The organism is Eubacterium sp. MSJ-13, from assembly GCF_018918235.1.
Taxonomy (GTDB): Bacteria; Bacillota; Clostridia; order Lachnospirales; family Lachnospiraceae; genus Butyribacter.
The window spans coordinates 1-25,355 of record NZ_JAHLQE010000093.1 but is presented as its reverse complement, the minus strand read 5'-3'; the positions used below and the strand labels follow the sequence as shown (position 1 = coordinate 25,355).

Below are 25,355 nucleotides of genomic sequence, written 5' to 3'. Positions count from 1 at the left end.
TAATATAATGGTTAATATTTTATATATGATACGAAATCAGCTAGAGATTAGCAGCATCCCTGAGCTTTCATAGCTTCAGCGACTTTAAGGAATCCGGCGATATTAGCACCTGCCATATAGTTACCAGGCATACCAAATTCTTTAGAAGCTTCATCACATGATTTGAAGATTTCCTTCATGATGTTGTGAAGTTTTCCGTCAACTTCTTCAAATGTCCAAGAAAGTCTCTCAGAGTTCTGGCTCATCTCAAGACCTGATGTTGCAACACCACCTGCATTTGCAGCCTTAGCTGGTCCGTAAAGCATGTTGTTTGCAAAGTAAACATCGATAGCTTCAGGAGTAGAAGGCATGTTAGCACCCTCAGATACTGCATAGCATCCATTCTGAGCTAAAAGTTTAGCACTTTCGCCATCAATTTCGTTCTGAGTAGCACATGGAAGAGCGATATCACACTTGATGCTCCAGATACCCTTGCATCCTTCTGTGTATGTAGCACTCTTGTGAGATGTTCTGTCAATGTATTCTTTGATACGTCCTCTTTCAACTTCTTTAATCTGCTTAACAATATCAAGTTCGATTCCTTCAGGGTCATGGATGTATCCGTTAGAATCAGATAAAGCAACAACTTTTGCACCAAGCTCTGTAGCTTTCTTTGTAGCGTAGATAGCTACATTACCAGAACCAGAGATAACAACTGTCTGATCCTTGAAGCTCTTGCCGTTAGCTTTAAGCATCTCATCTGTAAAGTAGCAAAGACCAAATCCTGTAGCTTCTGTACGAGCTAAAGAACCACCATATGTAAGTCCCTTACCTGTAAGAACGCCAGACCACTCATTGCGTATTCTCTTATACTGTCCGAACATGTATCCGATTTCTCTTGCACCTGTTCCGATGTCACCAGCAGGAACATCACAGTCAGGTCCGATATGTTTGCAAAGCTCTGTCATGAAGCTCTGGCAGAAACGCATAACTTCTCCGTCGCTCTTGCCCTTAGGATCGAAGTCAGAACCACCTTTACCGCCACCCATAGGGAGTGTTGTAAGTGAGTTCTTGAAAATCTGCTCAAAACCTAAGAATTTGATGATACCACTGTAAACTGAAGGGTGAAGTCTGAGACCTCCCTTGTAAGGTCCGATAGCAGAGTTAAACTGGATACGGAAACCTCTGTTTACCTGTACTTTACCGTTGTCATCTACCCAAGGTACACGGAAAATAATCTGTCTTTCAGGCTCAACGATTCTTTCAAATACACCTGCTTCTACTAAGTCAGGTCTTTTTTCAACAACAGGTTCAAGTGAAGTAAATACTTCCATAACTGCCTGGATAAATTCAGGTTCACCTGCATTTCTCTTTTTTACTGTTTCAAGTAAGTCAATAAGATACTGATTTTTTAACGCCATTTTAAAAAACCTCCTGAGATTATGTTTTTTATTTTGAAATGTTGATGTTCAAAGAACCAATAAGTATATCTTTCATATTAAAATACCCAAAATAAAATATGTAAAAGATACACAAAAATTGTAAAACATTCCTAAAACAGTATTGCACAATTTTTTCCAAAAATCAATTAAAAATTGTGAGATGTTACACAATTTTTAATTGATTTTTGGAAAAAATACTGCTGTATGTCCATTAATGGGGATTTTTACATTACAAAAAATAAAAAATATGCATAAGATATACAATTTTTAAGCAAATATAAAAATAATTTAATTAAAAGTTAAATATGAACGACATGTTAACAAAACGGACATAATTTAGACATAATTAGTAGGTATACTTTTATTTCAGAAAGTGAAAACTTTCTACTCCCACCCTATTATACGCTGGATAACATATGTTATCCGACAGAAAGAGCCTTCCCGGGCTCTTTTTGTTTTTTAGGGATGTGTAAAGTAAATAGTTGTAGAAGATTTATATTAAGTAAGATAGTGATATATTGTAACTGAAAAAACGGCAGGAGGAATTTTTATGTTTAAATATATATTGTTTGATCTTGATGGGACGCTTACGGATTCAAGTAAAGGAATAACAAATTGTGTCAGATATGCCCTGGATGCAGCAGGTGTTAAGTTAGACAGTGAGGAGAGGCTGTATGAATTTATAGGTCCTCCTCTTACAGATGGTTTTATGACGATTGCCGGAATGAACAGGAAGGATGCCAAAAATTCAACTGAAAAATTCAGGGAGAGATATAATGTAACAGGCCTTTTTGAGAATGAACCTTATAATGGGATAAGGGAAGTGCTTCAGACATTAAAGGACAGAGGTTTTATACTTGCTGTTGCGACTTCAAAGCCTGAGGAAACAGCAAAAAGGATTTTGAAACATTTTGAGCTGACAAAGTATTTTGTAGAAATTACAGGCAGCAGCTTTGATGGGACAAGAGATACAAAGCAGGCTGTTATAGAAGAAGTTTTAAGAAGATTGAATATTTCTGATGATGAAAAAAATAATGTACTTATGGTCGGTGACAGGAAACATGATGTCATAGGGGCACATGCGTGCGGCATAGAAGTACTAGGCGTCTATTATGGTTTTGCAAAACCCGGTGAACTTGAGGAGGCAGGAGCAGAGTATATCGTGCAGAATGTTGAGGATATATTAGGTTTAAAGGAATTAAATTTACCATTTAAATAGTAAGTTGTGATATAATCAAAATAAACATATAGTGCTGTGATATAAAAACAAACAGGGGAATAGCGGAGGTTTTATGGAAAATAAAAAAAATAACATTGGTATCAGCAAAAGGGTATTTGTAACCATTATAATCTGTGTTCTTTTGGTAGGACTGGTATCAGGAATAATCGCAGGATATTTTATGAATGGGAAAAAGGGAGACAAGAAGTCATCTGAAAAAACAGATTCATATAGTAGTGATTTTGACCCATTAAAATATATAGAAATAGGTGATTATAAAAATATTACGGTAAATGTCGGGGTATCAGAAGATGATATAAAATCTGAGATAAATACGCTGCTTGATGATCATGCAAAATACGAAAAGAAGCAGGGGAAAGTTAAAGATGGAGATAAGGTTTATGCAGAATTTTCGGGCTTTATCAAGGGAAAAAAGATTGATGTTACATGTGGTGCTGACTATATAGATGTAGGTTCCGGTGATTGGCTTGAGGATTTTGAAAATGCACTCAAAGGTGCAGTAACGGGGAAAAAAGTGAAATTTTCATGCAGTGTGCCCGAAGGAACTTATGATGATAAGAATGTGGATGGACATAAAGTTGATTTTGAGATCACAGCTAAATATATTTGTGGTAAAAAGATCGTGCCGAAGTTTAATGACAGATTTATAAAGAATGTATCATCAGGAAAATACAAAACGGTAGATGAATATAAGAAATACATCAGGGATAAGCTTATAAAGGAAAACAAGACAGACAGGGGAGATTATGCATGGTCGGATGTTGTGGAGTTGTGCCATGTTAAAAAATATCCGTCAGATATGCTTGCTCTGGCTGAGAAGGAAAATCTTCAGGGATATTATGATATGGCTGAGATTTATGGGTATAGTATTGATGAAGTATTAAAACAGTATGGTTATAACAATCTTGAAGATTTTAAAAAATATGACTTAAAAGAAATAGCACAAGATACGGTAAAGGAAAATCTGGCTGCAATGGCAATTGCCAAACTTGAAAATATTAAGTATAGTGATAAAGAGTATGAAAGAGTTCTTGAAGAAGAATTTGAGTATAATTCAGAGAAGTATGCAACTAAAGAAGAGTATGAAAAGGAAAATAAAGAGGCACTTATAAATGAAGCTACATTAAATGTAGTAAAAAAATGGCTTGCTGATAACCTGAAATTTGATTACTCGAAAGCATGATAATTTAGGCCGGGGTGAAATATGGTAAACGAAAAAGAAATGATTTTAGATGGATTCAAATTTTCGTCGAGAAAAGAATTTGAACGTGCACTGAAAGAGAAAGAAACTATTGAATACATTGTTGCAAATACAAATATGTCTGATGCGAAGGCAATCCTGAAAGTTTATAATAAAGCTGTGGATAAAAAGTCTTTTCAGACGGTGATAGGTCTTGAATTTGTAAATAATATGAGAAAGAAGATTATTTCTTCGGGGGTGGTTCAGGAAAAAAATCTTGCATATGTACCGATAGTCCAAAAATATGTTGCAGTGGAGAAAAAGCCTGCTTTAAACAGGGATGAGGTTCAGAGAGAGGCAGAAAAATATAAAAAGGCATATGAGGATGAAGCAGCAGGAAGAAAGATAAGGAATATGGCTATAGCATTTCTGACATTATTGCTTGCAGCACTTGTTATAATAACGATAAGGTCAAAGTATTCCGTGTTTACATATTTTACTGACTATAAATCTAATATGGAAAATGAACTGATTGACAAGTATGAAAAATGGGAGCAGACTTTGGAAGACAGACAGAAAGCTATTGATAAAAAAGAAAAGGAACTGGAAGATAAGCAGAAAGATGAAGCAGAAAACAGCAAATAAAAATGGGGGTCAGTTATGGAAAAGTTAAAAATACTGGTGGTTGATGACGAAGCTAGGATGAGAAAGCTTGTAAAGGATTTTTTGATAAAGAGTAATTTTGATGTTTTGGAGGCCGGTGACGGAGAGGAAGCTGTAGATGAGTTTTACGAAAATAAGGATATAGCATTGATAATACTTGATGTGATGATGCCTAAAATGGATGGCTGGGAGGTAGTGAGAGAGATAAGGAAATATTCACAGGTGCCGATTATAATGCTTACTGCCAAAAGTGATGAAAAGGATGAATTACTTGGATTTGAACTCGGTGTCGATGAATATATTTCAAAACCTTTCAGTCCAAAAATACTTGTAGCGAGAGTTGAAGCGATCCTAAGACGCACCAATCAGCTTGATGACGGGGATATGGAAGTTGGAGGGATATACATAAATCAGTCGGCACATGAAGTTAAGATAGACGGCAAGCCGATAGAATTAAGCTTTAAGGAATTTGAACTTCTTACTTATTTTGTTACAAACCAGGGGGTTGCATTGTCAAGAGAGCGCATTTTAAATAATGTCTGGAATTATGATTATTTTGGTGATGCCAGAACTATTGACACACATGTAAAGAAACTTCGCAGCAAGCTTGGTGACAAGGGTGAATATATTAAGACAATATGGGGAATGGGTTACAAATTTGAGGTTTCGTGATATGGAAGATAAGAAAAAAATATTTGGTGTGAAATCCATCCGTACCAAACTTATACTGATAATGATAGGAATGCTTGGATTTACGCTTGCTGCTATCTGGTTTATGAACAGGATATTTTTACCGGCATATTATCAGCATAGCAAGGTGTCAATGTTAGAAAAATGTTATGGAAGCACGAATTCGATAATAAATAATGACAGTCAGTATAAGTCAGGTGAGAGTTCGACACTGTCGGATGAGTCTACATTAAATCTTGAGATATTGTCTGAAAATAACACATCAAATGTGTATGTGTTCAGATTAAACAATTTCTTTGGAAAAGTATATTACCAGTATGATTATCCTAGCGAGAATGTCATAACACAATATCAAAAGGAAGATGTGATCGACAAGACAAAGGATTATGTTATTGGAATAGAGGATACACAAAGCTTTGCTGTTAAGGATAAAAAAAGACAGCTTATGAGTCTTACAGATAATTATAGTGTTTATAAGGTGATGGATGAAAGAATAGGTTCATATTATATTGAGCTGTTTGGAAAACTTGATTCAGGTGCATTTGTATATGTAAGCACAAATTATCAGAGTATGGCGGAGAACATAGGAATATTTAATTCATTTTTGCTTTATGTGGGCATTGGAGTGATAGTATTTGGCGTTGTGATAATGGTATTTATTGGAAACAACTTTACAAAACCTATAAGACAGCTTACAAAAATTGCACAGAAGATGGCGGATTTTGATTTTGAAATAAGATATCCGGTAAAAAGTGATGATGAGATAGGGGCATTAGGCAGCAGTATAAATACTTTGTCAGAAAATCTTGAAGAAAAGATATCAGAGTTAAAAACTGCAAATAATGAGCTTAAAAAGGATATCGAGAAGAAGACGCAGATAGATGAGATGAGAAAAGAGTTCCTGTCGAATGTGTCGCATGAACTGAAAACTCCGATAGCACTGATACAGGGGTATGCAGAAGGGTTGCAGGATAATATAAATGATGATACCGAGAGCAGGGAATTTTACTGTGAGGTAATAATAGATGAAGCAGATAAAATGAACAAGATGGTAAAAAAACTCCTTACTTTAAATCAGATAGAGTTTGGCAATAACCAGGTTTCATTTGAACATTTTGATATTGTGCAGGTTTTAAGGTCGGTAATAAATTCTGCATTGCTTCTGGCAGAACAGAAGCAGGCTGTCATAACTATGGATGAACATGAGCCTGTCTATGTGTGGGCAGATGAATATATGATAGAAGAAGTTGTGACAAATTATGTGAGTAATGCCATAAATCATGTTGATGGTGAAAAGAAGATAAATGTAAGTCTTGTAAAGCATGATGGAGTTGTAAGGATCAGTGTATTTAATACCGGAAAGTGTATACCGGAGGATGAACTTGACAAGATATGGATCAAGTTTTATAAAGTTGATAAAGCCAGGACAAGAGAATATGGCGGCAGCGGCATAGGGCTGTCTATAGTTAAAGCGATAATGGAGTCGATGAATCAGAAGTTTGGCGTGATAAATCATGACGATGGGGTGGAGTTCTGGTTTGAACTTGATACCCAGAATTAGTATTTTATATTGTAGTTACTTTATTCATTGACGATGTTGTTGTATATGTGATATTATATAAAAAGACGAAAATGGGTTAAAATGGCAATATATACCCGTATTATAAGTGTAATAAAGCACGGAGGGTTAGTATGAGAAAAAGGATTTTCATTGTGGCAGCGGCCGCAGCTATAGGATTGACAGGGTGTGCGAGTGTTCCATCATTGTCGGAAGAACAGAACGATGCTATAGCAGAATATATGGCAGATAATCTGCTTAAACATGACAAAAATTATTCCGGTACGATAAAGCTAAACAGCAGTGTAGAAAGCACGACACCGGAACCTGTTGTGACAGCAAGACCTGTTTCGACAGTGACACCAGAAGAACCGGTTAAAACATCGGATGTAAATGAAAATACTGAAACTCCGGGAACGACAAAAGAGCCTGAACAGAATTATGTATCTCTTAGTGATGCGTTTAATGTATCAGGTTTTGATGTTAAATTTAAAGGTTATAAGTGCAGTACAAATATAAGTACCAGAGATTCTAATATTTCATCTGCAAAAGGTAAAAAACTTTTTGTCGTAAAAATGAAATTTAAAAATAATACAAATGCGGCAAAGAAAATTGATATGACTAAAAATAATAGTCAATATTCATTGTCTGTAGATGGAAAACAGATGGAGCAGCCTCTTCTTACCATCGCAAGTGATGATATACATTTTATAAAGCAGAATGTAGCATCTAAAAAGAGCCTGAATGGAATAATTGTATTTGAGATTCCATCAGATACAAAAATCAAGAATGTTGTGCTTGAGGTCACAAATAATAATGCAGTGGCTCAGCTAAATATAAAATAATAATAGATAAGGTCTGGACATATCCAGACATATAGTGGAGGTACGGATATATGGAAACAGGAATTTTATTGGAGAGCGGAACAAATGAACTTGAGATATTGGAGTTTCGTGTTGCAAACAATTATTATGGAATAAATGTAGCAAAGATAAGAGAGATTATTTCTTTTCAGACACCAACTCCTATACCGAATGCAGATTCGCGTATAGAAGGAATTTTTATGCCTAGAGATGAAATTATTTCGATTATAGATCTGGCAGAATGTTTACATCTTCCAAAGCCGGAGACACCGGAGGGAGATATGTATATAGTCACAAATTTTAATAAGCTGAATACAGCATTTCATGTAAATGGAGTTTTGGGAATACATAGAGTATCATGGTCAGATATTGTAAAACCTGATTCTACAATAAATACTGCCGGTGAGGGAATGGCGACAGGTATTATACGAATTGATGGTAAGCTGATCATTATACTTGATTTTGAAAAGATTGTTTCAGATATAAATCCTGAGACAGGACTTAAAGTATCTGATATTGAGAGAATGACACATAGAACGAGAAATGAAACTCCGATACTTATTGCAGAGGATTCAGCACTTCTTAGCAAAATGATAGTAAATTGTCTTGAACAGGCAGGATATACAAACCTGACTACTACTGCCAATGGAAAAGAGTGCTGGGATAAACTTCAGGAGTATAATGCAAGCGGAGATCTTGATTCAAAAGTTGCATGTATTATAACTGATATAGAGATGCCTCAGATGGATGGACACCGCTTAACAAAGCTTGTTAAAGATAATAATGATATGAATCATATACCTGTAGTTATATTCTCATCACTTGTAAATGAAGAAATGAAGATTAAAGGTGAACAGCTTGGTGCGGATGCACAGCTTTCAAAACCTGAGATAGGCCAGCTTGTTTCTGCAATAGATAAGCTTGTTGGAAATGAGCAGGCAGAATAAGTTTAATGGTGGACAAGGAGAAAAGTGGATTGAGAGAAGAAGACAATATTGAAAAGGATGGCTTAAAGGAAGATAATCAGGATGATTCACAAAATGATGTTTATGACGGCCTTGATGAATTTGCAGAATATGATGATCTTACGAGCCTTGAAGGACTGCCACAACTAGATGAACTTGATAAAACGGACGATCTGTCTGCCATACCGGAGATTGCTGCATCTATCAAGCTGGATGATTCGGCTCTTAAGGATATGAATGAAGAAGATGATCTGGATATTCCTCTGCCTAATATTGGGATAACAGAAGATGATGTGACTGAACCAGAAGTTTCAGAGGGGAATGATATTGAGACAACAGTTCCTAAAATTGATGCTAAGCAGTTTATAAAAGATGAAAAGGTGTCTGACGGCAGTGAAGACATAAACACGCAAAATATTACTGCAGATGTGTCTGATGTCTCTTCAGATGCTAAAGTGCCTATGCCGGATAATATAAATGAGCCAGTAGATGATGAGGTGCTAGTATCTGCTGATGAGAGTGAGCCGGCAAATGATGAGTCAATAGCTGTTGATGAAGGTGAGTCGGTAAATGATGAGTCGGTATCTGTTGATAATGGTGAGCCGGTAAATAATGAGTCGGTATCTGTTGATGAGGGTGAGTCAGTAGATATTGACAATGCTTCATCAGAGGGAGAAGACAATTCAATGGACGACATAATGTCTATGCTTGAAAGTGAGCCTGAATCAGAGGAAGCTGCAATGCCAGAGCAAGATGATTCGGCAGATGACATAATGTCAATTCTTGAAAATGATACAGAAGTGGCAGATGATACGGTGTCTACACAGGATAGTGGTGAACCGGTTGATGATATAATGTCAATGCTGCAGGAAGGATCCGACGGGGAAAGTCAGGATACAGGTAGTGAAAATATGGATGATATGTTAGGTGGTCTGTTGGATAATTTAGATATAAATGGCTCTATAGACGGAGGAGAACAGGAAGTTGACGATACATCAGAAAATGAAGCACAGGAAAGTGACAAGTCTGGGGACGATAATATTGCAGATCTTCTTGGAATGTTAGGCGATGATTCAAATTCCGAGGATATCATGAGTCTTGATAGTGATTCTGGAGATGAGATACCGGATATAAATGATCTGCCTGATATGTCAGTAGATGAATCAGGTGCTGAGGATATTGCAGATATTCTTCCAAAAGAAGAAAAAAAGCAGGAAGAGACAAAAAAGCCTGGATTTTTAAAAAAAGTGTTTGGAAATGTAGTTACTGATGAGATTGCGGAAGCTGAAAAACAGGCAAAAGAAGATGAAGCCGCAAAGCTTGAGGAAGCCGAAAAACTAAAAGAAGAAAAAGCACTTGAAAAAGCTCAGAAAAAAGAAGAAAAGGCGAAAATTAAGGCGGAAAAAGCTGAGGAAAAGGCTGCAAAGAAAGCTAAAAAAGCCGAAGAAAAGGCTGCAAAAAAAGCCGAAAAACTTGCTAAAAAAGAAGCCGAAAAAGAGGCAGAGGCTCAGGAGGTAGTTGGAAAACTTAATAAAGTTGGTGTTGCTATAGTTGCTGTTTTGGGAATAGTTTTTCTTGCCGGAACGATAATTCTGACAAACAGTTTTGGAAGCAGTCTTGATAAAAAGAAGGCAGATAACTACTATGATATGAGCAGATATTCTCAGGCATATGAAGCAGCTATCGGAACTAACATGAATAAAAAAGATCCTGAACAGTATCAGAAGATAGTAACGCTTATGAAGGTTCAACATTCACTTGATGCATATCAGAATTATGAAAATGTTAAAAAATATCCTGAAGCTTTAGATTCACTTCTTATGGGATTAAGAAAGTATGATGAAAATAAAAAAGCTGCATATGACCTTGAGATAGAAGATAAACTTGAGGGTATATATCAAAAGATACTTGATATTTTGTCAGAAGAATTTGGTCTGTCAAAATCACAGGCGTATAATATACTTAGTTTAAGTGGAAATGATTACACTAATAAAGTTAATAAAATAGCAAATAAATAAAGAAATTAAAACTCACCGGTATAAAATAAAATGTCGGTGAGTTTTTGCTTTAAAAAATTATAGTGCTTATTATAAAGTCATTGTTTCATTATAAGATATAGGATATAATATAAATAAAAATATGTATAGTATAGAATTAAAAAGATTCTGACATGTAGACAGGTGTGAAATGCATGTTATATGAAAAATCTGAACAGCAGGGGGTGTTTGTATGAATAGAGAAGATTTAAACAGCAAAAAAGATATGATACTTGAATTTGTAAATTCAAAAAGTTATACGCCTATGTCAACAAAGGAGATGGCTGTTGTATTACAGGTTCCGGCAAAAGAAAAAAAGGATTTCAGGTCTGTACTTGATGAACTGTACAGCGAAGGAAAAATACAGCTTGACCTTAAAGGAAAGATAAAACCGCTTTCGGAGAATATCCTTGTCGGAAAGTTTATGGGGACTCAGAGAGGTTTCGGTTTTGTCCGTGTTGAAGGTGATGATGAGGATATATTTATCCCTGCACACAAGACGAGAGGTGCGATAGATGGAGATACGGTTCATGTAGTCATTGATGAAAGAGCACATGGAAAAAGACGCGAAGGTGAGGTAATATCTATCGTAGAGCGTGGAACTGATATTCTTGTTGGAACATATTCAAAAAGTAAGAGTTTTGGATTTGTTGTACCTGACAATCAGAAGTTTGGCAGAGATATTTATATCCCTAAAGCAGAGAGCAAAGGTGCTATCACCGGACATAAGGTAGTTGTTGAGATTACTGATTATGGCAGTGATATATCAAATCCTGAGGGAAGGATACTTGAGATCATCGGCCACATAAATGATCCGGGGGTGGATATCCTGTCAGTCATAAAGGCTTATGGACTTCCTGAGGAATATCCTGACGAGGTTATGGATCAGGTAGAAAATATCGAGGATGAGGTAGCAGAGGAAGAAAAGACGGGAAGAAGCGATTATAGAAATCTTCAGATGGTCACGATTGACGGTGAGGATGCAAAAGACCTTGACGATGCTGTATCTCTTACAAAAGAAAATGGCATATATCATCTCGGTGTTCATATAGCAGATGTATCAAATTATGTAACCGAGGGTTCACCACTTGACAAAGAAGCAGTTAAGAGAGGTACAAGTGTATATCTTGTAGACAGGGTCATACCGATGCTGCCGCACAAACTGTCAAATGGTATCTGCTCGCTTAATGAGGGAGTAGACAGACTTGCCCTCTCATGTATGATGGATATCAATGAAAAGGGAGAGATAGTAAGACACAGTATAGAGGAAAGTGTAATAAATGTAGACAGAAGAATGTCATACACAAGTGTGCACAAGATAGTTGAGCTTGAAGACGAGGAAGAAAGGGAGAAGTACAAAGAACTTATTCCTATGTTTGAGCTTATGTATGAACTTGCTGATATATTAAGGGAAAGAAGATTTAAGAGGGGGTCTATTGATTTTGATTTTCCTGAGAGCAAGATAATCCTTGATGAAAAAGGCAGACCGCTTGAGATAAAAGAATATGAGAGAAACAATGCGAACCGTATCATTGAGGAGTTTATGCTTGCAGCAAACCAGACTGTCGCAGAAGAGTATTTCTGGCAGGAGCTTCCATTTGTATATCGTGTTCATGAAGAACCTGACGAGGAAAAGATAAACCAGCTTGGAGTTTTCATAGAGAACTTTGGTTATACTTTAAAGGTAAATTCAGATGGTGAGATTCATCCGAAAGAGATACAGAAACTTATAAAATCTGTAGAGGGAAAGCCGGAGGAGGCTCTTATAAGCAGACTGGCACTTCGTTCCATGAAACAGGCAAAGTATATGACACAGTGTGGAGGGCATTTCGGACTTTCGATGAAGTATTACTGTCATTTCACTTCTCCTATCAGAAGATATCCTGACCTTCAGATACACCGCATAATCAAGGAAAATATCCACGGAAAGATGAATGACAAGAGGATAGGCCACTACAATCAGATTCTTCCGGAGGTTGCGGAGGCTGCGAGCAGGCTTGAGAGAAGGGCTGATGATGCAGAGCGTGAAGTTGAGAAGATGAAAAAGGCTGAGTACATGGAACAGTTTATCGGCCAGAGCTTTGACGGTGTTATCTCAGGCGTAACTACATGGGGAATGTATGTTGAACTTCCAAACACAGTAGAGGGAATGGTGAGAGTTGCCGACATTCCGGGAGATTATTATTACTTTGAGGAAGAAAAGTACAGGATGGTAGGCGAGCGTACCGGAAAGTCCTATAAACTCGGTGAGCCGATAAAGGTAACTGTCTCAGCAGTTGACAAACTAACGAAAACTATAGACTTTACTGTATGTGAGAGTGATGCGGATGAACTTTCTGACAGTGGTGCTGCAAATGATGGTGTTATTGCTGGAAAAAATAAAGAGCATGGCAATGGTGCTGCCGTTAAAGGGGATGCATCAGGACAGGAAAGAGGCAGCTCTTTAAGAAGGAAGAAACGAGAGTCAGAAATAGAGGCTTCACATTCTTCAGGCAGAGAGAAGAAGGCAAAAGGAAAAAGCCGCAGAAGTAAAGAAAAAATAGCTTCATCAGGCGGCAGAAAGGTAAGAAAAACTTCAAAAGCATCAGAGAGTAAAACAAAGGATTCAAAGAACAAGGCAGTTACAAAGGCAAAACAGAAGGCTCTTATTGAAGCGAAAGAAAAAGCTTTAAAGGCATTTGAATACAGAAAGAAAAAAGCTAAAAAGAAAGCTGCCAAAGCAGCCGCAGAAGCACAGGTAGAACATGAAGTAAAGAAACTTACCGGAGCAGCAAAAAAGAGAGCCTTAAATAAGGCAAAAAAGAAAGCAAAGAAAAAAGCTAAACAGGCAAAGAAAAATCAAAGAAGTAAATAGAGGTAGTTAGTAGTTATGGCAAAACAGACAAAAAAACTGATAGCAAACAATAAAAAAGCATATCACGATTATTTTATAGAAGATAAGTATGAGGCTGGAATCTCGCTTGCGGGAACTGAGGTTAAATCGCTCAGGATGGGAAGATGCAGTGTAAAGGAAGCCTTTATACGAATCGAAAAGGGAGAAGTTTATGTCTACAATATGCACATTCCTGCATATGAAAAAGGAAATATATTTAACAAAGATCCGTTGAGAGTGCGTAAACTTCTCCTTCACAAAAGTGAGATACGAAAGATTGAAGGTCAGATAGCACAGAAGGGGTATACGGTAGTGCCACTGAGCGTATATTTCAGCGGAAGCCTTGTAAAAGTCGAGATTGGTCTTGCAAAAGGTAAAAAACTGTACGACAAAAGACAGGATATAGCGAAGAAAGATCAGAGGCGTGAAGCTGAGCGTAAATTTAAAAATCTTCAATTTTAGTGAAATTGCACAAAAAAAGACTTTAAAATTTATACAAAACAGCAAAAATACAAAAAACACTTGACGAACTATATTTACAATAGTAATATATTAACAACGAAACAAGTTGCGAAAGCGAACTGGATTGTTACTGATTGTATATCATACATATTAGGCAAGACTGGGTTGCACCGTTGAATATTGAACGTAGTTTATATATTACTATTGTTTGAGGACAGGTGTAATGCAGTTTTTTTGTTACTGTTCACTTGCAAGCTTGACACTGGCTGTCAAGCTATGCACCAATGAGTGAATTTTGCAGGATTACAGCCCCATGCATCGTAGATGCATTTAAGATTGGCTGTAATCGTTGCTGGTCGCACTGTAGGTGTGAACAGTAATGTTTTTTTTCTTTTTGAAAAACTCGGAAAACTTTTGTTGTTTTGTCCGGGGGAAGAAGAGTGAGGATCTTAAAAATTATAAATAACAATGTCGTAAGTGCCTGTGATGAGAAAGGCAAAGAGATTGTTGTTATGGGAAAAGGTTTAGGCTTTGGCAAGAAAAATGGAGATATTCTTGATGAGTCAAAGATTGAGAAAAAGTTTTCGATGCCGGATGAGAGTGTGAGCAGGCTTGAAGAATTACTTAAAGATATACCATATGAGTATATTCAGACTGCCAATAAGATAATAGCTATGGCAAAAGAAAAGTTTGGAATGAAACTGAGCAAGATAATCTACATAACGCTTACCGATCATCTTAATTTTGCGATTACCCGTTTCAAGAAGGGCATTGTCGTTGAAAATGCACTTTTGTGGGAGATCAAAAGATTTTATCAAAAAGAGTTTGAAGCCGGAAAAGGTGCACTTGATATCATAAAAGAAGATTTGGGGATTGAACTTTCAGAGGATGAGGCAGGATTTTTTGCACTTCATATATTAAATGCCCAGATTGATGCAGATATGATGCAGACCGTTAATATTCCGGCGATCACAAAGGATATTGTAAATATAGTAGGATATACATTTGGAAAAGAGCTTGACAGGGAGAGTTTATATTATGAGCGTTTTATCATTCATCTGAAACACTTCCTTGCAAGAGTTGTAAAAAATGAAGCTTATGGTGATGATGCGGATGACAGACTTACCATGATAGTAAAAGATGAGTTTCCAAAAAGTTACAGATGTGCACTCAGGATAAGGGATTATCTCAAAGCCAGCAGGAAGTACATTGTATCATTGGAGGAAATATCATATCTGACGATTCATATCCAGAGACTTTCAGGTGAAGGTCAGATAACTAACTTATAATCAAATATAAACAAACATATCTGTTAAGGGATTGTTACATTCAGTTGGCTAAACCCGGACACGAAACTTTTAACTTTTATTTTGAATATATATATTAAATATGTGAAAAAATATAGTTAGCTGCGTGTCCGGGCTTTTTAATTTAAGGAGGAAAATTATTATGAAAGAGTATTTTGGAAAGAAAATTTTTGGTGGAATTGCAATAGGAAAGATTAGTTTTTATTCAAAAAATCAGAATGTTGTCGTAAGAAAAAAGACAGACGATTCTGAGGGTGAGATAGCAAGATATGAAGCAGCAAGGGAAAAAGCAATAGAGCAGCTTCATGGTCTTTATGAGAAAGCATTAAAAGAAGTCGGTGAGATGAACGCAGAGATTTTTGAGGTTCATGCAATGATGCTTGAAGATGATGATTACAACGATTCAGTAAAAAATATAATCACATCACAGAAAGTCAATGCTGAGTACGCAGTCGGAGTTACAGGGGACAATTTCTCAGAGATGTTCGCAAATATGGAGGATGACTATTTTAAGGCTCGTTCTGCTGATGTAAAGGATATTTCAGAGAGAGTTATCTCAGTTCTGTGTGGAAAGACAAGTGACAGTGATATAGGAGATGAACCTGTTATAATTGTTGCTGATGACCTTGCCCCAAGTGAGACTGTTCAGATGGATAAGACAAAACTTCTTGCATTCGTCACAAAGTTTGGTTCTTCAAATTCACATACAGCTATCCTTGCAAGGACAATGGGAATACCAGCACTTATCGGTGTTGATATTGATGAGGAATGGAATGGAAAGACAGGAATCATTGACGGTTTTGAGGGAAAGATCATAGTAGAGCCTGATGAAGCTACGATGAACGAATATTTAAAGAAACAGGAAGCTGCTAAAGAGCAGAAAAAACTTTTACAGAGCCTCAAGGGAAAAGATACTGTTACAAAGTCAGGAAAGCAGATAAAGTTATATGCTAACATTGGAAATCCTTCAGACCTTGCAGCGGTTGTTCAGAATGATGCAGCAGGAATCGGACTTTTCAGAAGTGAGTTTCTCTATCTTGAAGCAAGTGACTATCCTACAGAGGATGAGCAGCTTAAAGCTTACAAGCAGGTAGCAGAGACTATGGCGGGTAAGAAAGTAATAATCCGTACACTTGACATAGGAGCAGACAAGCAGGCAGATTATTTCAATCTTGAGAAGGAAGAAAATCCTGCAATGGGATACAGAGCTATAAGAATCTGTCTTACAAGAGAGGATGTATTTAAGACACAGCTTCGTGCATTGTACAGAGCAAGTGCATATGGAAATATCGCCATCATGTACCCTATGATAACATCTGTTGATGAGGTGAGAAGAATAAAAGAGATTTCAAAATAGGTCAGAGAAGAACTTGTTGCAGCAGGAGTTGAGATAGGTGAAGTTGAGGAGGGAATCATGATAGAAACTCCGGCAGCAGCTATCATAAGCGACCTTCTTGCAAAAGAAGTTGACTTCTTTAGTATAGGAACAAATGACCTGACACAGTATACACTTGCGATAGACCGTCAGAACTCAAAACTTGATGAGTTCTACAATCCACATCATGAGGCAATACTCAGAATGATTCAGATGGTTATCGACAATGCACATAAAGAGGGAATCTGGGCAGGAATCTGTGGAGAGCTTGGTGCTGATACAGAACTTACAGAGAGATTTGTTGAGATGGGAATCGATGAACTTTCAGTTTCACCGGCTTGTGTACTTCCGATAAGAAAGATTGTAAGAGATATGGACTGATTGACTATTGTTCCAGCTAAATAATGCATAATAATTTTGACAGAGATCACTAAAGAGGCAGAAAGATTTTGGAATACAGTTAATATGATGATTGTTTAATAATGATATATAAGGTTAGAAGATATGGAGGATGAGGTTATGGATTATGGAAAAGCAGCTAAGGAAGTGCTTGAAAAGATAGGAGGCAGCGATAATATAATCTCAGCGGCACATTGTGCCACGAGGTTAAGACTTGTTATCGCTGACAATTCAAAATGCAGTAAAGAAGCGATTGAAAATATTGACGGTGTAAAAGGTGTATTTGAGGCATCAGGACAGCTTCAGATAATCTTTGGAACAGGTACGGTAAACAAGGTATATGATGAGTTTATATCACTTGCCCATATATCAGGAGGAACAAAAGAGGATGTAAAAGCTGCGGCAGCATCAAAACAGAATGTATTTAAACGTGCCATTAAGACGCTCGGAGATATATTTGTTCCGATAATTCCGGCAATCGTTGCAAGTGGTCTTTTGATGGGACTTTTGGAGGGCTTCTGTAATCTATGGCCGCAGATGGCAAACTCATCAACATACACGATAATCCATCTGTTCAGTAATGCGGCATTTGTATATTTACCAATTCTTATAGCGATAAGTGCGGCAAAGACTTTTGGTGGAAACCAGTTTCTCGGTGCAGTTATCGGTATGATAATGATACACAGTGACCTCATAAATGCGTGGTCAGTATCGGGAATGAAAGCATCTGACATTCCTACTGCATCTGTCTGGTTTGGCTTGTACGACATAAAACTTGTAGGTTATCAGGGACATGTGATACCCGTTGTAATAGCTGTTTGGCTTATGTCAATGATAGAAAAGAAACTTCACAAGATAGTACCTGAGATAATCGATTTATTTGTCACACCGCTTGTTACAGTACTTGTTACAGGATACATAACACTTACTGTTGTAGGACCTATCTTTTCAACAGTTGAAAACTGGGTGCTCTCAGCAGCAACAAATCTTATCGCACTTCCGTTTGGTATAGGAGGAATGATAGTAGGAGCTTTATATGCACCGACAGTAGTCGCAGGACTTCATCATATGTATAATGCGATAGAGGCCGGACTTTTAAGCTCAAATGGTGTCAATACATGGATGCCTATTGCGACAGCGGCAAATGTGGCACAGGGTGCAGCTTGCCTTGCAGTAGCTATCAGGACAAAAAACGCAAAGACAAAGAGTGTGGCACTTCCGGCAGCATTATCTGCTTATCTTGGAATAACAGAGCCTGCGATCTTTGGTGTCAATGTAAGATTTTTTAAACCGTTTATCGCAGGATGTATAGGTGGTGCATGCGGAGGTCTTGTGGCAGGACTTACCGGAGTAGGTGCAACAGCATATGGAATCACCGGAGTATTTGGTTTCCTTATAACAACATCATACACAGTACAGTATGCAATTATAATCATAGTTGCGACTGTAGTTGCATTTGCAGTATCATGGATATTATATAAGGAAGAAAAGCCTGCTGTGAAAACAGAAACTGATAATAAGGTGTCAGAAAGTGCTCATGTTTTAGACGAAGCTGCTGCAACACAAAAAGGAGAAAGCGGTGATACTGTAAAAGAGATTTATTCACCATTAAAAGGCGAAGCAATAAGATTGTCAGAAGTTCCTGATGATACATTTGCAAATGAGATTCTTGGAAAAGGCATGGCAGTCATCCCAAGTGAGGGTATGGTAGTATCGCCGGTTGATGGAGAGGCTTCGACATTGTTTGACACACTTCATGCAATTGGAGTTACTGGAGATAATGGTGTTGAGCTTTTGATTCATGTTGGAATAAATACAGTTGAACTTGAAGGAAAATATTATAAGGCACTTGTAAAACAGGGTGACAAGGTAACAAAAGGACAGCCGTTACTTGAATTTGACATAGATGGTATCAGAGGTGCAGGATATAACACAGTCACACCTGTTATCATCACGAACTCAGATGAATATGATGATGTTGAACAGGTTGTAAGCGGAAACGTTGAAAGAGCAACGCTTGTTATGAATGTGCGATAACTGATATGAATTATCATTTGCCATTTTCATAAAATTTTGCTAAAATAAAATATATAAATATGATTTGTTAAAAAGACTTTGCAAATGATTTTAGATCATATGTGAAGTCTTTTTTATAGAGGTTACAATATAAAAAAGACGTATGTACTATGTGACAGTGCAGGGCACTGGGGATAGTTTGCGGGAGACATAAATTATGGGCGAGAATATGCACGATGAAAACAATAATATAGTATATTTTGAGAAGCAGAGTTTTGAGAGAGTAAATCTTGAAAAGATATTTTCTGAAGTTATTGACAGAGAACTTATTATGGTGATCGCACCGTCTGGATATGGTAAGACAACGTTTGTGAGAAACTATTTTTTAAAGAGAAATGACATAAAATTTATATGGTTTGCGATGCTAAGGGAAGAACAGGATGAAAACTGGGTATGGCATCGTTTATGTATCAAGTTCAGTGAATATTATAAAGAATTGTCAGACAGGATATTAAATATCGATATGCCACATTCAAGACAGGAATTTTTGTATGTGGCAAGAGTTTTGAACAGGTATATTGAGGATGAGCTGTATCTGGTCATAGATGATTTTCATCAATTTAATAATACATTTTTTAATGAGATGCTGGAAGTGATAATTGACAGTGTAGAAAAGATACATGTTATCCTGATATCAAGGATATACCCTGATATTTCATATGATGAAATGTTGCTGAATGGAAAATGCGTCATACTTAATCAGCAGAATATGACACTTAGCAGGACACAGGTTGAAGAAATCTTTAAAGAAAATGGCGTTGTTCTTGATGAAAAGGAAGCTGATGAGGTATACAGATATACCGAAGGCTGGATAAGTGCCGTTTATCTTGCATTATATGAATATAGGAAAAGTCATGGCTTTGGAAATTTCAGAGGAGCGAATCACTTATTAAAAACAGCTATTTTTGATAAGTTGCACCCAAAGATAAGAGAGTTGTATACAAGAATGTCTCTGTTTAACAGGTTTGACATAAATGGTGCAGCATTTATATCTGAAGTGGATTTTTCAGAGAGCATACTTCTCGATAATATAGAAAAATTTGGATTTGTACATTATGACAGCGATACAAATACATTTGAGATGCACGCTCTTTTAAGGAATGTCGCTGAACTTGAACTTGAGAAATCCCAGACAGATACTTCGAGAATCTATAACAGGGCAGGAGAACTTTGGGAAAAGAGAGGGATATATGTAAAAGCCGTAAAATGTTATATCAAGGCGAAAAATGCGGAAAAGACAGCACAATTATATGCGGGTGAGCATGGAAAAAATATTATTGCGGAAGCTCCGGAACTCTTTGGTGAGATAAGGGAATTTATATGGGAGAAGATATGGGAGAAATATCCTATGGCACTTTTAAACCAGTTGTTTTATCTTGCGACAAAAGAGAGTGAAAAAAAGATAATGCCGCTTTATGATATGATAATGCAGGACATAAACAGGAGCGAGATATGGAGCACAGACAATAAGATACTCGGTGAAATGCAGGTTATAAAGGCGATATTACAGTTTAATGACCTTAATGAGATAACAGCTTCATTGAAAGAGGCATGCAGGCTGCTCGGTTATCAGAAATCAGATATACTTGGCAATGCTCTGCTTACATACGGAACGGTATGTATGACAGTTTTATATTATAATGAAAGTGGAAAATTAAGACAGATAATAGAAAAGGAAAAAGAGCATACAAGATATTATATGCATCTTACTAAAGGTACGACTGAGGGATGGGATGACTTTTTTGAGGCAGAGTATTCAATGCTTACCGGAGACTTAAAAAGGGCATATGAACTTGCAGAAAGTGTCTGTAAACAGACACTTCTCAGAAAGCAGACATGTATAGTGATAAGCTGTTACTATATAATGTTTCGATGCCTTATATATAGTGGTGACAAAAAAACATTTGTGGAAAAAATGCAGGAACTTAAAGGGCTGTATGAGAACGAGACAAATCCACTGTTACTTACAGATATAGACCTTGTAAGAGGATATACATATGCCTGTCTTGGAAAGGAAGACAAGATGCCTGAATGGCTTGTTGACTTTAAGCTGGAAAACTGTAGTAAGACAGTGAGAAATATAAGAAGTGGATGTCTTACATACGGGAAACTTCTTTGTTTTAAGAAAGAATGGGAGATGTTAGATGTTATAGCTGAACAGATGCTTGTCCCCTATGAATATGGCAAGATAAGTATTCAGCCGATAATTGCCGGAAATATCTATAAAGCGATAGCAAAGTATAATCTTGGAAATGAGGCCGCTGCCATAGAATACCTTGGAAATGCACTTGAAATAGCTAAACCCGACGGCTTTAAAATAGCATTTATGGAAAATGCTGCTGATATAATGCCTGTTATAAGGCAGATTAAAAAAGATGATTTCATAAATGAGCTTATGCCGTTTATGGAAAAGTATCAAAGTGGAATAGATTCATTTATGAGAGAAAAAAAGAACAAGAAGCCTATACTGACCAAGAGAGAAAGAGAACTTATGGCTCTTGTAAAGGATGGATATAGAAATGCAGATATAAGTGAAGCGATGCATATAGCCGTTGTTACGGTTGAGAAGAATCTTACCAATATCTACCGTAAACTTGGGGTTACCAACAGAACGGCAGCTATACGGATGATAAAAGAACTTGAAGAAGATAAATAGTGAAAACCCTGCCATAAACCATACTTTTTTACAGTTGTATCATACTGAAAAAGTATGGTTTTCCATAATAGAAAATATAAAACAATATGCCTATAATATAATCATGATATCTTGTAACAGGAATGTGGTGTGTTCCTAAAAGAAAGGATTATAGGGTGATGTGTATGAAAAAAATACGACAGGTGAGCTTTTTTGAAAATTTTCTTATGGAGATCATATTTACTGATGACAGTGTCGGCCTTTATGATATGAGTTCCAGACTTAAAACAGTAAGGTTTTATGATCTGAATGATTGGGAGATATTTAAAAAGGGCTATGTTAAAAATGAGCAGGTCATCTGCTGGGAAAACGGTTCAGAACTGTTTTTAGATGAAATTATCTTAAAATTATAAGTAGGGAGAAACAAAATGTTAAATAACTTCAAGGACAAACTTCGTAATTATCCAATCAAAAAGAAATTATCGGCATCATTTTTATTTATTATCATTTTAGCTACGGTTGTTGGGATTGTTTTATTTTCAGGGGCAGAGTATATATCATCGAATGTCAAAAAGATATATACAGGACCTATGACAAATGCAAGTGATGTAGGTGATGTAAAATATGGCCTTACTGATCTGCAAAGGGCGATAAACAGAATACTTGCAGAGGGCAAGGATACATTAGAACAGAATTATTCAACTTTTGAAAAGACTGTTGAGACTGATGTTAAACTTGTAAAAGATGCTGTTGACTCACTTGATAAAAGATTTGAAACGGCAGAGGGAAAAAGCAAATTAAGCGAGTTAAAAGATAAGATAAATGAAGGTGAAGAAGTAAGACCTGAGGTTATGGATCTTATGAAGAACGGAAAGTTTGATGAGGCATACGATCTTAACTATAATACATATCTTCCTATTGTCAATGATATTAAATCGCTTACTGTCGAGCTTGAGAAGATAGTAAATGACAATGGTATGCAGTATTATATGAATTCTATCACATTAAACAGGGCGCTTGCAGTTGTGGCTGTTGTGCTTATAGCCTTAATGATCTTTTTGGCGATAACCCTAATGCGTATTATTACTGAAAATCTTTCAACTCCGGCAGAGCAGATGTCAGAAGCTGCAAAGCTCATGTATGAAGGTGATATGTCGGCAGGGAAACTTATAACCTATGAATCAGAAGATGAATTTGGAATAATGGCTGACGCGATGCGTGGAACAATGAAAAATCTTCAGCTTTATGTAACGGAGATCTCGCAGACTTTAAGAGAGATAGCCAAAGGTGATCTTACAAAAGATTCAGATGAGATTACAGATTTTAAAGGTGACTTTATTGACATAAAAAATTCATTTGTATATATTTTAAAACATTTTAATACTACATTAAATAATATTCAGGAAACATCAGAGCATGTGGAGCGTGGTGCAAATGAGATATCGAAAGCATCAGATGAGCTGTCAAAGGGTACAGGTGACCAGGCAAGTGCGGTAGAAGAACTTACGGCTACAATTGAGACAGTTGCTTCTTTGGCAGATACAAGTGCTAAAAATTCACAGTCAGCTTTAGATGGAATATCTGAAGCTGTGGATATCGCATTTGAAGAAAGAAAGAAGATGGACAGCCTTTCAGCAGAGATGCAAAACATCATAAATATTTCAAAGAAGATAGAAGAAATTACTTCAACTATAGAAGATATAGCAACGCAGACAAATCTTCTTGCACTTAATGCTTCGATAGAGGCAGCAAGAGCAGGTGATGCAGGAAAAGGTTTTGCAGTTGTTGCTGAACAGATTGGAAAACTTGCTACAGACAGTTCAAATTCTGCTGTTGACACAAGAGAACTGATATTAAAAACAATAGAAGAAATCAATAAGGGTGATGAGATAACAAAGTCGGTTGTAAAGGCATTTGAAACTACGATAGATGAGATGAAAAAATTTGCTGATGTTGCAAAAACAACAAATGAATCAGCAAAAAATCAGGCTGATGCACTTGCACAGATTGAGCAGGGTATAGAGCAGATATCGGCAGTTACACAAAATACTGCTGCTGCATCACAGCAAAGTTCAGCGGTCAGTGTCGAATTATCGCAGAGAGCAGGCGAGTTAGATAAACTTGTGCACAATTTTAAGTTGTATTAAAATGAAAAAGTGATAAAATAGAATATAGAGATAAATATAAGACCATATTGTTAATGTAATATGGTCTTATATTTTGGAAAAAATGTAAAAAGATAATAATAAATCTGAGTGTTTTATATATGTTTGTACACAGTATGGATTTTTAAATGAGAGGAAAAGATAATGGAAATAGATATAATAGGATTGTTAAGTGCATTTTCTTTTGCACTTGACTGTGTGGAAGCAGAATTGATCCATGTTACATCAAATCATGGAAAAAGAGTGGCATATATGAGTGTATGTATGGCTCAGAAAATGGGAGTGTCGGATGATGCACTCAGAGATCTGGCTGCATGTGCATTGCTTCATGATAATGCTCTTACACAATATATAAATGAAGAATTTTATAATGATATATCAAAAGCGGCAGCAGATGAGATAAGTCCAAGACAGCTTGGTATGCACTGTATATATGGTGAAAAAAATCTCGAAAAGTATCCATTTAAGACAGATGTAAAAAATGTTATATTATACCATCATGAGGAGGCGGATGGTTCAGGGCCTTTTGGTAAAACATGGACAGAGGTTCCTCTGTTTGCAAGGATAATACATTTTTGTGATATGCTGGATGCATTTTGTAAAGCACAGAAATTTGATGAGCATGTTTTTAACAAGGCAGTTCATTTTATTGAAAAAAATAGGGATATAAGATTTGACGGTGAAGTTACGGGAATGTTTTTGGATGCTTTTGACAAAGAGGAGTTTAGCAGACTTGGTGACGAGCATATCGAGGAGTATTTCTGGGACAGGATACCCTGCGAAAAAAGTTTTTATTCTTTTGATATATTAAAAGACCTTGCGAATCTGTTTGCAAAGATAATCGACTACAAGTCAGAATTTACGAGCAGACATTCTCTCGGAGTGGCAAAAACAGCGGCGAATATTTCTAAGATAATGGGATATGATGAGGTGACCTGTGACAAAATGTATCTTGCGGGTGCATTGCATGATGTGGGAAAGATTGCGATAGGAAATGAAATTCTTGAAAAGCCGGCGCGTCTTACAGATGAGGAATTTGCCAAAATGAAAAATCATGCAGGTTATACATATATGATTTTGTCAAAAGTTGATGGATTTGAGGAAATAAGAGATCTGGCTGCATTTCATCATGAACGGCTTGATGGAAGTGGGTATCCGTTTGGAAAAAAAGCCGATGAACTTAATCAGCTTCAGAGGATAATGGCGTGTGCAGATATATATCAGGCATTGACAGAAAAAAGACCTTATAAAGATGGAATGAGTCATAAAAAGGCATGCGGGATTTTGCGGGATATGGCAGACAAAAACTGGATAGACAAGGATATCACAGATGTAATATGTCGGATGGAAGATTAAACATTATTGTGGAAAGAATAAACAGCACAGGAGATACTAGTGTAGTGACATGTTCATATTCAGCCAAATGACTTGCTTGAATTTACATTTGC

Annotated in this window: 17 protein-coding genes and 1 pseudogene; 17 read left to right on the top strand and 1 reads right to left on the bottom strand. The window is 36.7% G+C overall.

Features of this window, described 5'->3' with window-relative positions; genetic code table 11:
- Positions 1 to 47: 47 nt before the first annotated feature.
- Positions 48 to 1,400: an NADP-specific glutamate dehydrogenase gene (gene gdhA / locus KQI69_RS05745; protein ID WP_216564393.1), complete on the bottom strand. Its 1,353-nt coding sequence runs from the start codon at positions 1,398 to 1,400 to the stop codon at positions 48 to 50.
- A 571-nt stretch (positions 1,401 to 1,971) separates the two neighbouring features.
- Between gdhA and KQI69_RS05740 the strand changes: the two genes are divergently transcribed.
- The 17 genes and pseudogenes from KQI69_RS05740 (at position 1,972) to KQI69_RS05660 (ending at position 25,263) form a co-directional block, all read left to right on the top strand.
- Positions 1,972 to 2,640: an HAD-IA family hydrolase gene (locus KQI69_RS05740; protein WP_216564392.1), complete on the top strand. Its 669-nt coding sequence runs from the start codon at positions 1,972 to 1,974 to the stop codon at positions 2,638 to 2,640.
- A gap of 73 nt (positions 2,641 to 2,713) precedes the next feature.
- Complete coding sequence (locus KQI69_RS05735; protein WP_216564391.1) at positions 2,714 to 3,844, top strand: FKBP-type peptidyl-prolyl cis-trans isomerase; 1,131 nt, start codon at positions 2,714 to 2,716, stop codon at positions 3,842 to 3,844.
- A 21-nt stretch (positions 3,845 to 3,865) separates the two neighbouring features.
- Positions 3,866 to 4,486 carry a hypothetical protein gene (locus KQI69_RS05730; protein ID WP_216564390.1) on the top strand — a complete coding sequence of 207 codons (621 nt, stop codon included), beginning with the start codon at positions 3,866 to 3,868 and terminating at the stop codon, positions 4,484 to 4,486.
- 15 nt (positions 4,487 to 4,501) lie between these two features.
- Positions 4,502 to 5,176: a response regulator transcription factor gene (locus KQI69_RS05725; protein ID WP_216564389.1), complete on the top strand. Its 675-nt coding sequence runs from the start codon at positions 4,502 to 4,504 to the stop codon at positions 5,174 to 5,176.
- 1 nt (position 5,177) lies between these two features.
- A complete protein-coding gene (locus KQI69_RS05720; RefSeq protein WP_216564388.1) occupies positions 5,178 to 6,755 on the top strand; it encodes a HAMP domain-containing sensor histidine kinase in 1,578 nt (525 codons plus the stop codon).
- 131 nt (positions 6,756 to 6,886) lie between these two features.
- Entirely contained in the window at positions 6,887 to 7,597 is a 711-nt protein-coding gene (locus KQI69_RS05715; protein ID WP_216564387.1) for a DUF4352 domain-containing protein, read from the top strand.
- A gap of 50 nt (positions 7,598 to 7,647) precedes the next feature.
- Positions 7,648 to 8,562 carry a chemotaxis protein gene (locus KQI69_RS05710; protein WP_216564386.1) on the top strand — a complete coding sequence of 305 codons (915 nt, stop codon included), beginning with the start codon at positions 7,648 to 7,650 and terminating at the stop codon, positions 8,560 to 8,562.
- Between the two features lie 29 nt (positions 8,563 to 8,591).
- Positions 8,592 to 10,598 carry a hypothetical protein gene (locus KQI69_RS05705; protein ID WP_216564385.1) on the top strand — a complete coding sequence of 669 codons (2,007 nt, stop codon included), beginning with the start codon at positions 8,592 to 8,594 and terminating at the stop codon, positions 10,596 to 10,598.
- A gap of 211 nt (positions 10,599 to 10,809) precedes the next feature.
- On the top strand, positions 10,810 to 13,470 hold the full coding sequence (gene rnr, locus KQI69_RS05700) for a ribonuclease R (RefSeq protein WP_216564384.1): 2,661 nt from the start codon (positions 10,810 to 10,812) through the stop codon (positions 13,468 to 13,470).
- Positions 13,471 to 13,485: 15 nt separating this feature from the next.
- The gene (gene smpB / locus KQI69_RS05695; RefSeq protein WP_022013474.1) at positions 13,486 to 13,950 is read left to right on the top strand and encodes an SsrA-binding protein SmpB; all 465 of its coding nucleotides are present in this window, start codon (positions 13,486 to 13,488) and stop codon (positions 13,948 to 13,950) included.
- 440 nt (positions 13,951 to 14,390) lie between these two features.
- The gene (gene licT, locus KQI69_RS05690; protein ID WP_216564383.1) at positions 14,391 to 15,239 is read left to right on the top strand and encodes a BglG family transcription antiterminator LicT; all 849 of its coding nucleotides are present in this window, start codon (positions 14,391 to 14,393) and stop codon (positions 15,237 to 15,239) included.
- Positions 15,240 to 15,399: 160 nt separating this feature from the next.
- A pseudogene (gene ptsP / locus KQI69_RS05685) lies at positions 15,400 to 17,013 on the top strand (phosphoenolpyruvate--protein phosphotransferase).
- Between the two features lie 138 nt (positions 17,014 to 17,151).
- Positions 17,152 to 19,068, top strand: coding sequence for a PTS transporter subunit IIBCA (locus tag KQI69_RS05680; RefSeq protein ID WP_216564382.1), 1,917 nt, complete (start codon positions 17,152 to 17,154; stop codon positions 19,066 to 19,068).
- A 196-nt stretch (positions 19,069 to 19,264) separates the two neighbouring features.
- Positions 19,265 to 21,763: a LuxR C-terminal-related transcriptional regulator gene (locus tag KQI69_RS05675; RefSeq protein ID WP_216564381.1), complete on the top strand. Its 2,499-nt coding sequence runs from the start codon at positions 19,265 to 19,267 to the stop codon at positions 21,761 to 21,763.
- A 164-nt stretch (positions 21,764 to 21,927) separates the two neighbouring features.
- Positions 21,928 to 22,155, top strand: a complete 228-nt coding sequence (locus tag KQI69_RS05670; RefSeq protein WP_216564380.1) for a DUF2442 domain-containing protein — start codon at positions 21,928 to 21,930, stop codon at positions 22,153 to 22,155.
- 15 nt (positions 22,156 to 22,170) lie between these two features.
- Positions 22,171 to 23,889, top strand: a complete 1,719-nt coding sequence (locus KQI69_RS05665; protein ID WP_216564379.1) for a methyl-accepting chemotaxis protein — start codon at positions 22,171 to 22,173, stop codon at positions 23,887 to 23,889.
- 162 nt (positions 23,890 to 24,051) lie between these two features.
- Positions 24,052 to 25,263 (top strand): HD-GYP domain-containing protein, encoded by a 1,212-nt coding sequence (locus KQI69_RS05660; RefSeq protein ID WP_216564378.1) that lies wholly within the window; start codon positions 24,052 to 24,054, stop codon positions 25,261 to 25,263.
- Positions 25,264 to 25,355 lie beyond the last annotated feature (92 nt).

Bases quoted from the DNA above. Each gene is read 5' to 3' on its own strand.
- gdhA (WP_216564393.1), bottom strand. From the start codon at position 1,400: ATGGCGTTAAAAAATCAGTATCTTATTGACTTACTTGAAACAGTAAAA.
- KQI69_RS05740 (WP_216564392.1), top strand. From the start codon at position 1,972: ATGTTTAAATATATATTGTTTGATCTTGATGGGACGCTTACGGATTCA.
- KQI69_RS05735 (WP_216564391.1), top strand. From the start codon at position 2,714: ATGGAAAATAAAAAAAATAACATTGGTATCAGCAAAAGGGTATTTGTA.
- KQI69_RS05730 (WP_216564390.1), top strand. From the start codon at position 3,866: ATGGTAAACGAAAAAGAAATGATTTTAGATGGATTCAAATTTTCGTCG.
- KQI69_RS05725 (WP_216564389.1), top strand. From the start codon at position 4,502: ATGGAAAAGTTAAAAATACTGGTGGTTGATGACGAAGCTAGGATGAGA.
- KQI69_RS05720 (WP_216564388.1), top strand. From the start codon at position 5,178: ATGGAAGATAAGAAAAAAATATTTGGTGTGAAATCCATCCGTACCAAA.
- KQI69_RS05715 (WP_216564387.1), top strand. From the start codon at position 6,887: ATGAGAAAAAGGATTTTCATTGTGGCAGCGGCCGCAGCTATAGGATTG.
- KQI69_RS05710 (WP_216564386.1), top strand. From the start codon at position 7,648: ATGGAAACAGGAATTTTATTGGAGAGCGGAACAAATGAACTTGAGATA.
- rnr (WP_216564384.1), top strand. From the start codon at position 10,810: ATGAATAGAGAAGATTTAAACAGCAAAAAAGATATGATACTTGAATTT.
- smpB (WP_022013474.1), top strand. From the start codon at position 13,486: ATGGCAAAACAGACAAAAAAACTGATAGCAAACAATAAAAAAGCATAT.
- KQI69_RS05680 (WP_216564382.1), top strand. From the start codon at position 17,152: ATGGATTATGGAAAAGCAGCTAAGGAAGTGCTTGAAAAGATAGGAGGC.
- KQI69_RS05675 (WP_216564381.1), top strand. From the start codon at position 19,265: ATGGGCGAGAATATGCACGATGAAAACAATAATATAGTATATTTTGAG.
- KQI69_RS05670 (WP_216564380.1), top strand. From the start codon at position 21,928: ATGAAAAAAATACGACAGGTGAGCTTTTTTGAAAATTTTCTTATGGAG.
- KQI69_RS05665 (WP_216564379.1), top strand. From the start codon at position 22,171: ATGTTAAATAACTTCAAGGACAAACTTCGTAATTATCCAATCAAAAAG.
- KQI69_RS05660 (WP_216564378.1), top strand. From the start codon at position 24,052: ATGGAAATAGATATAATAGGATTGTTAAGTGCATTTTCTTTTGCACTT.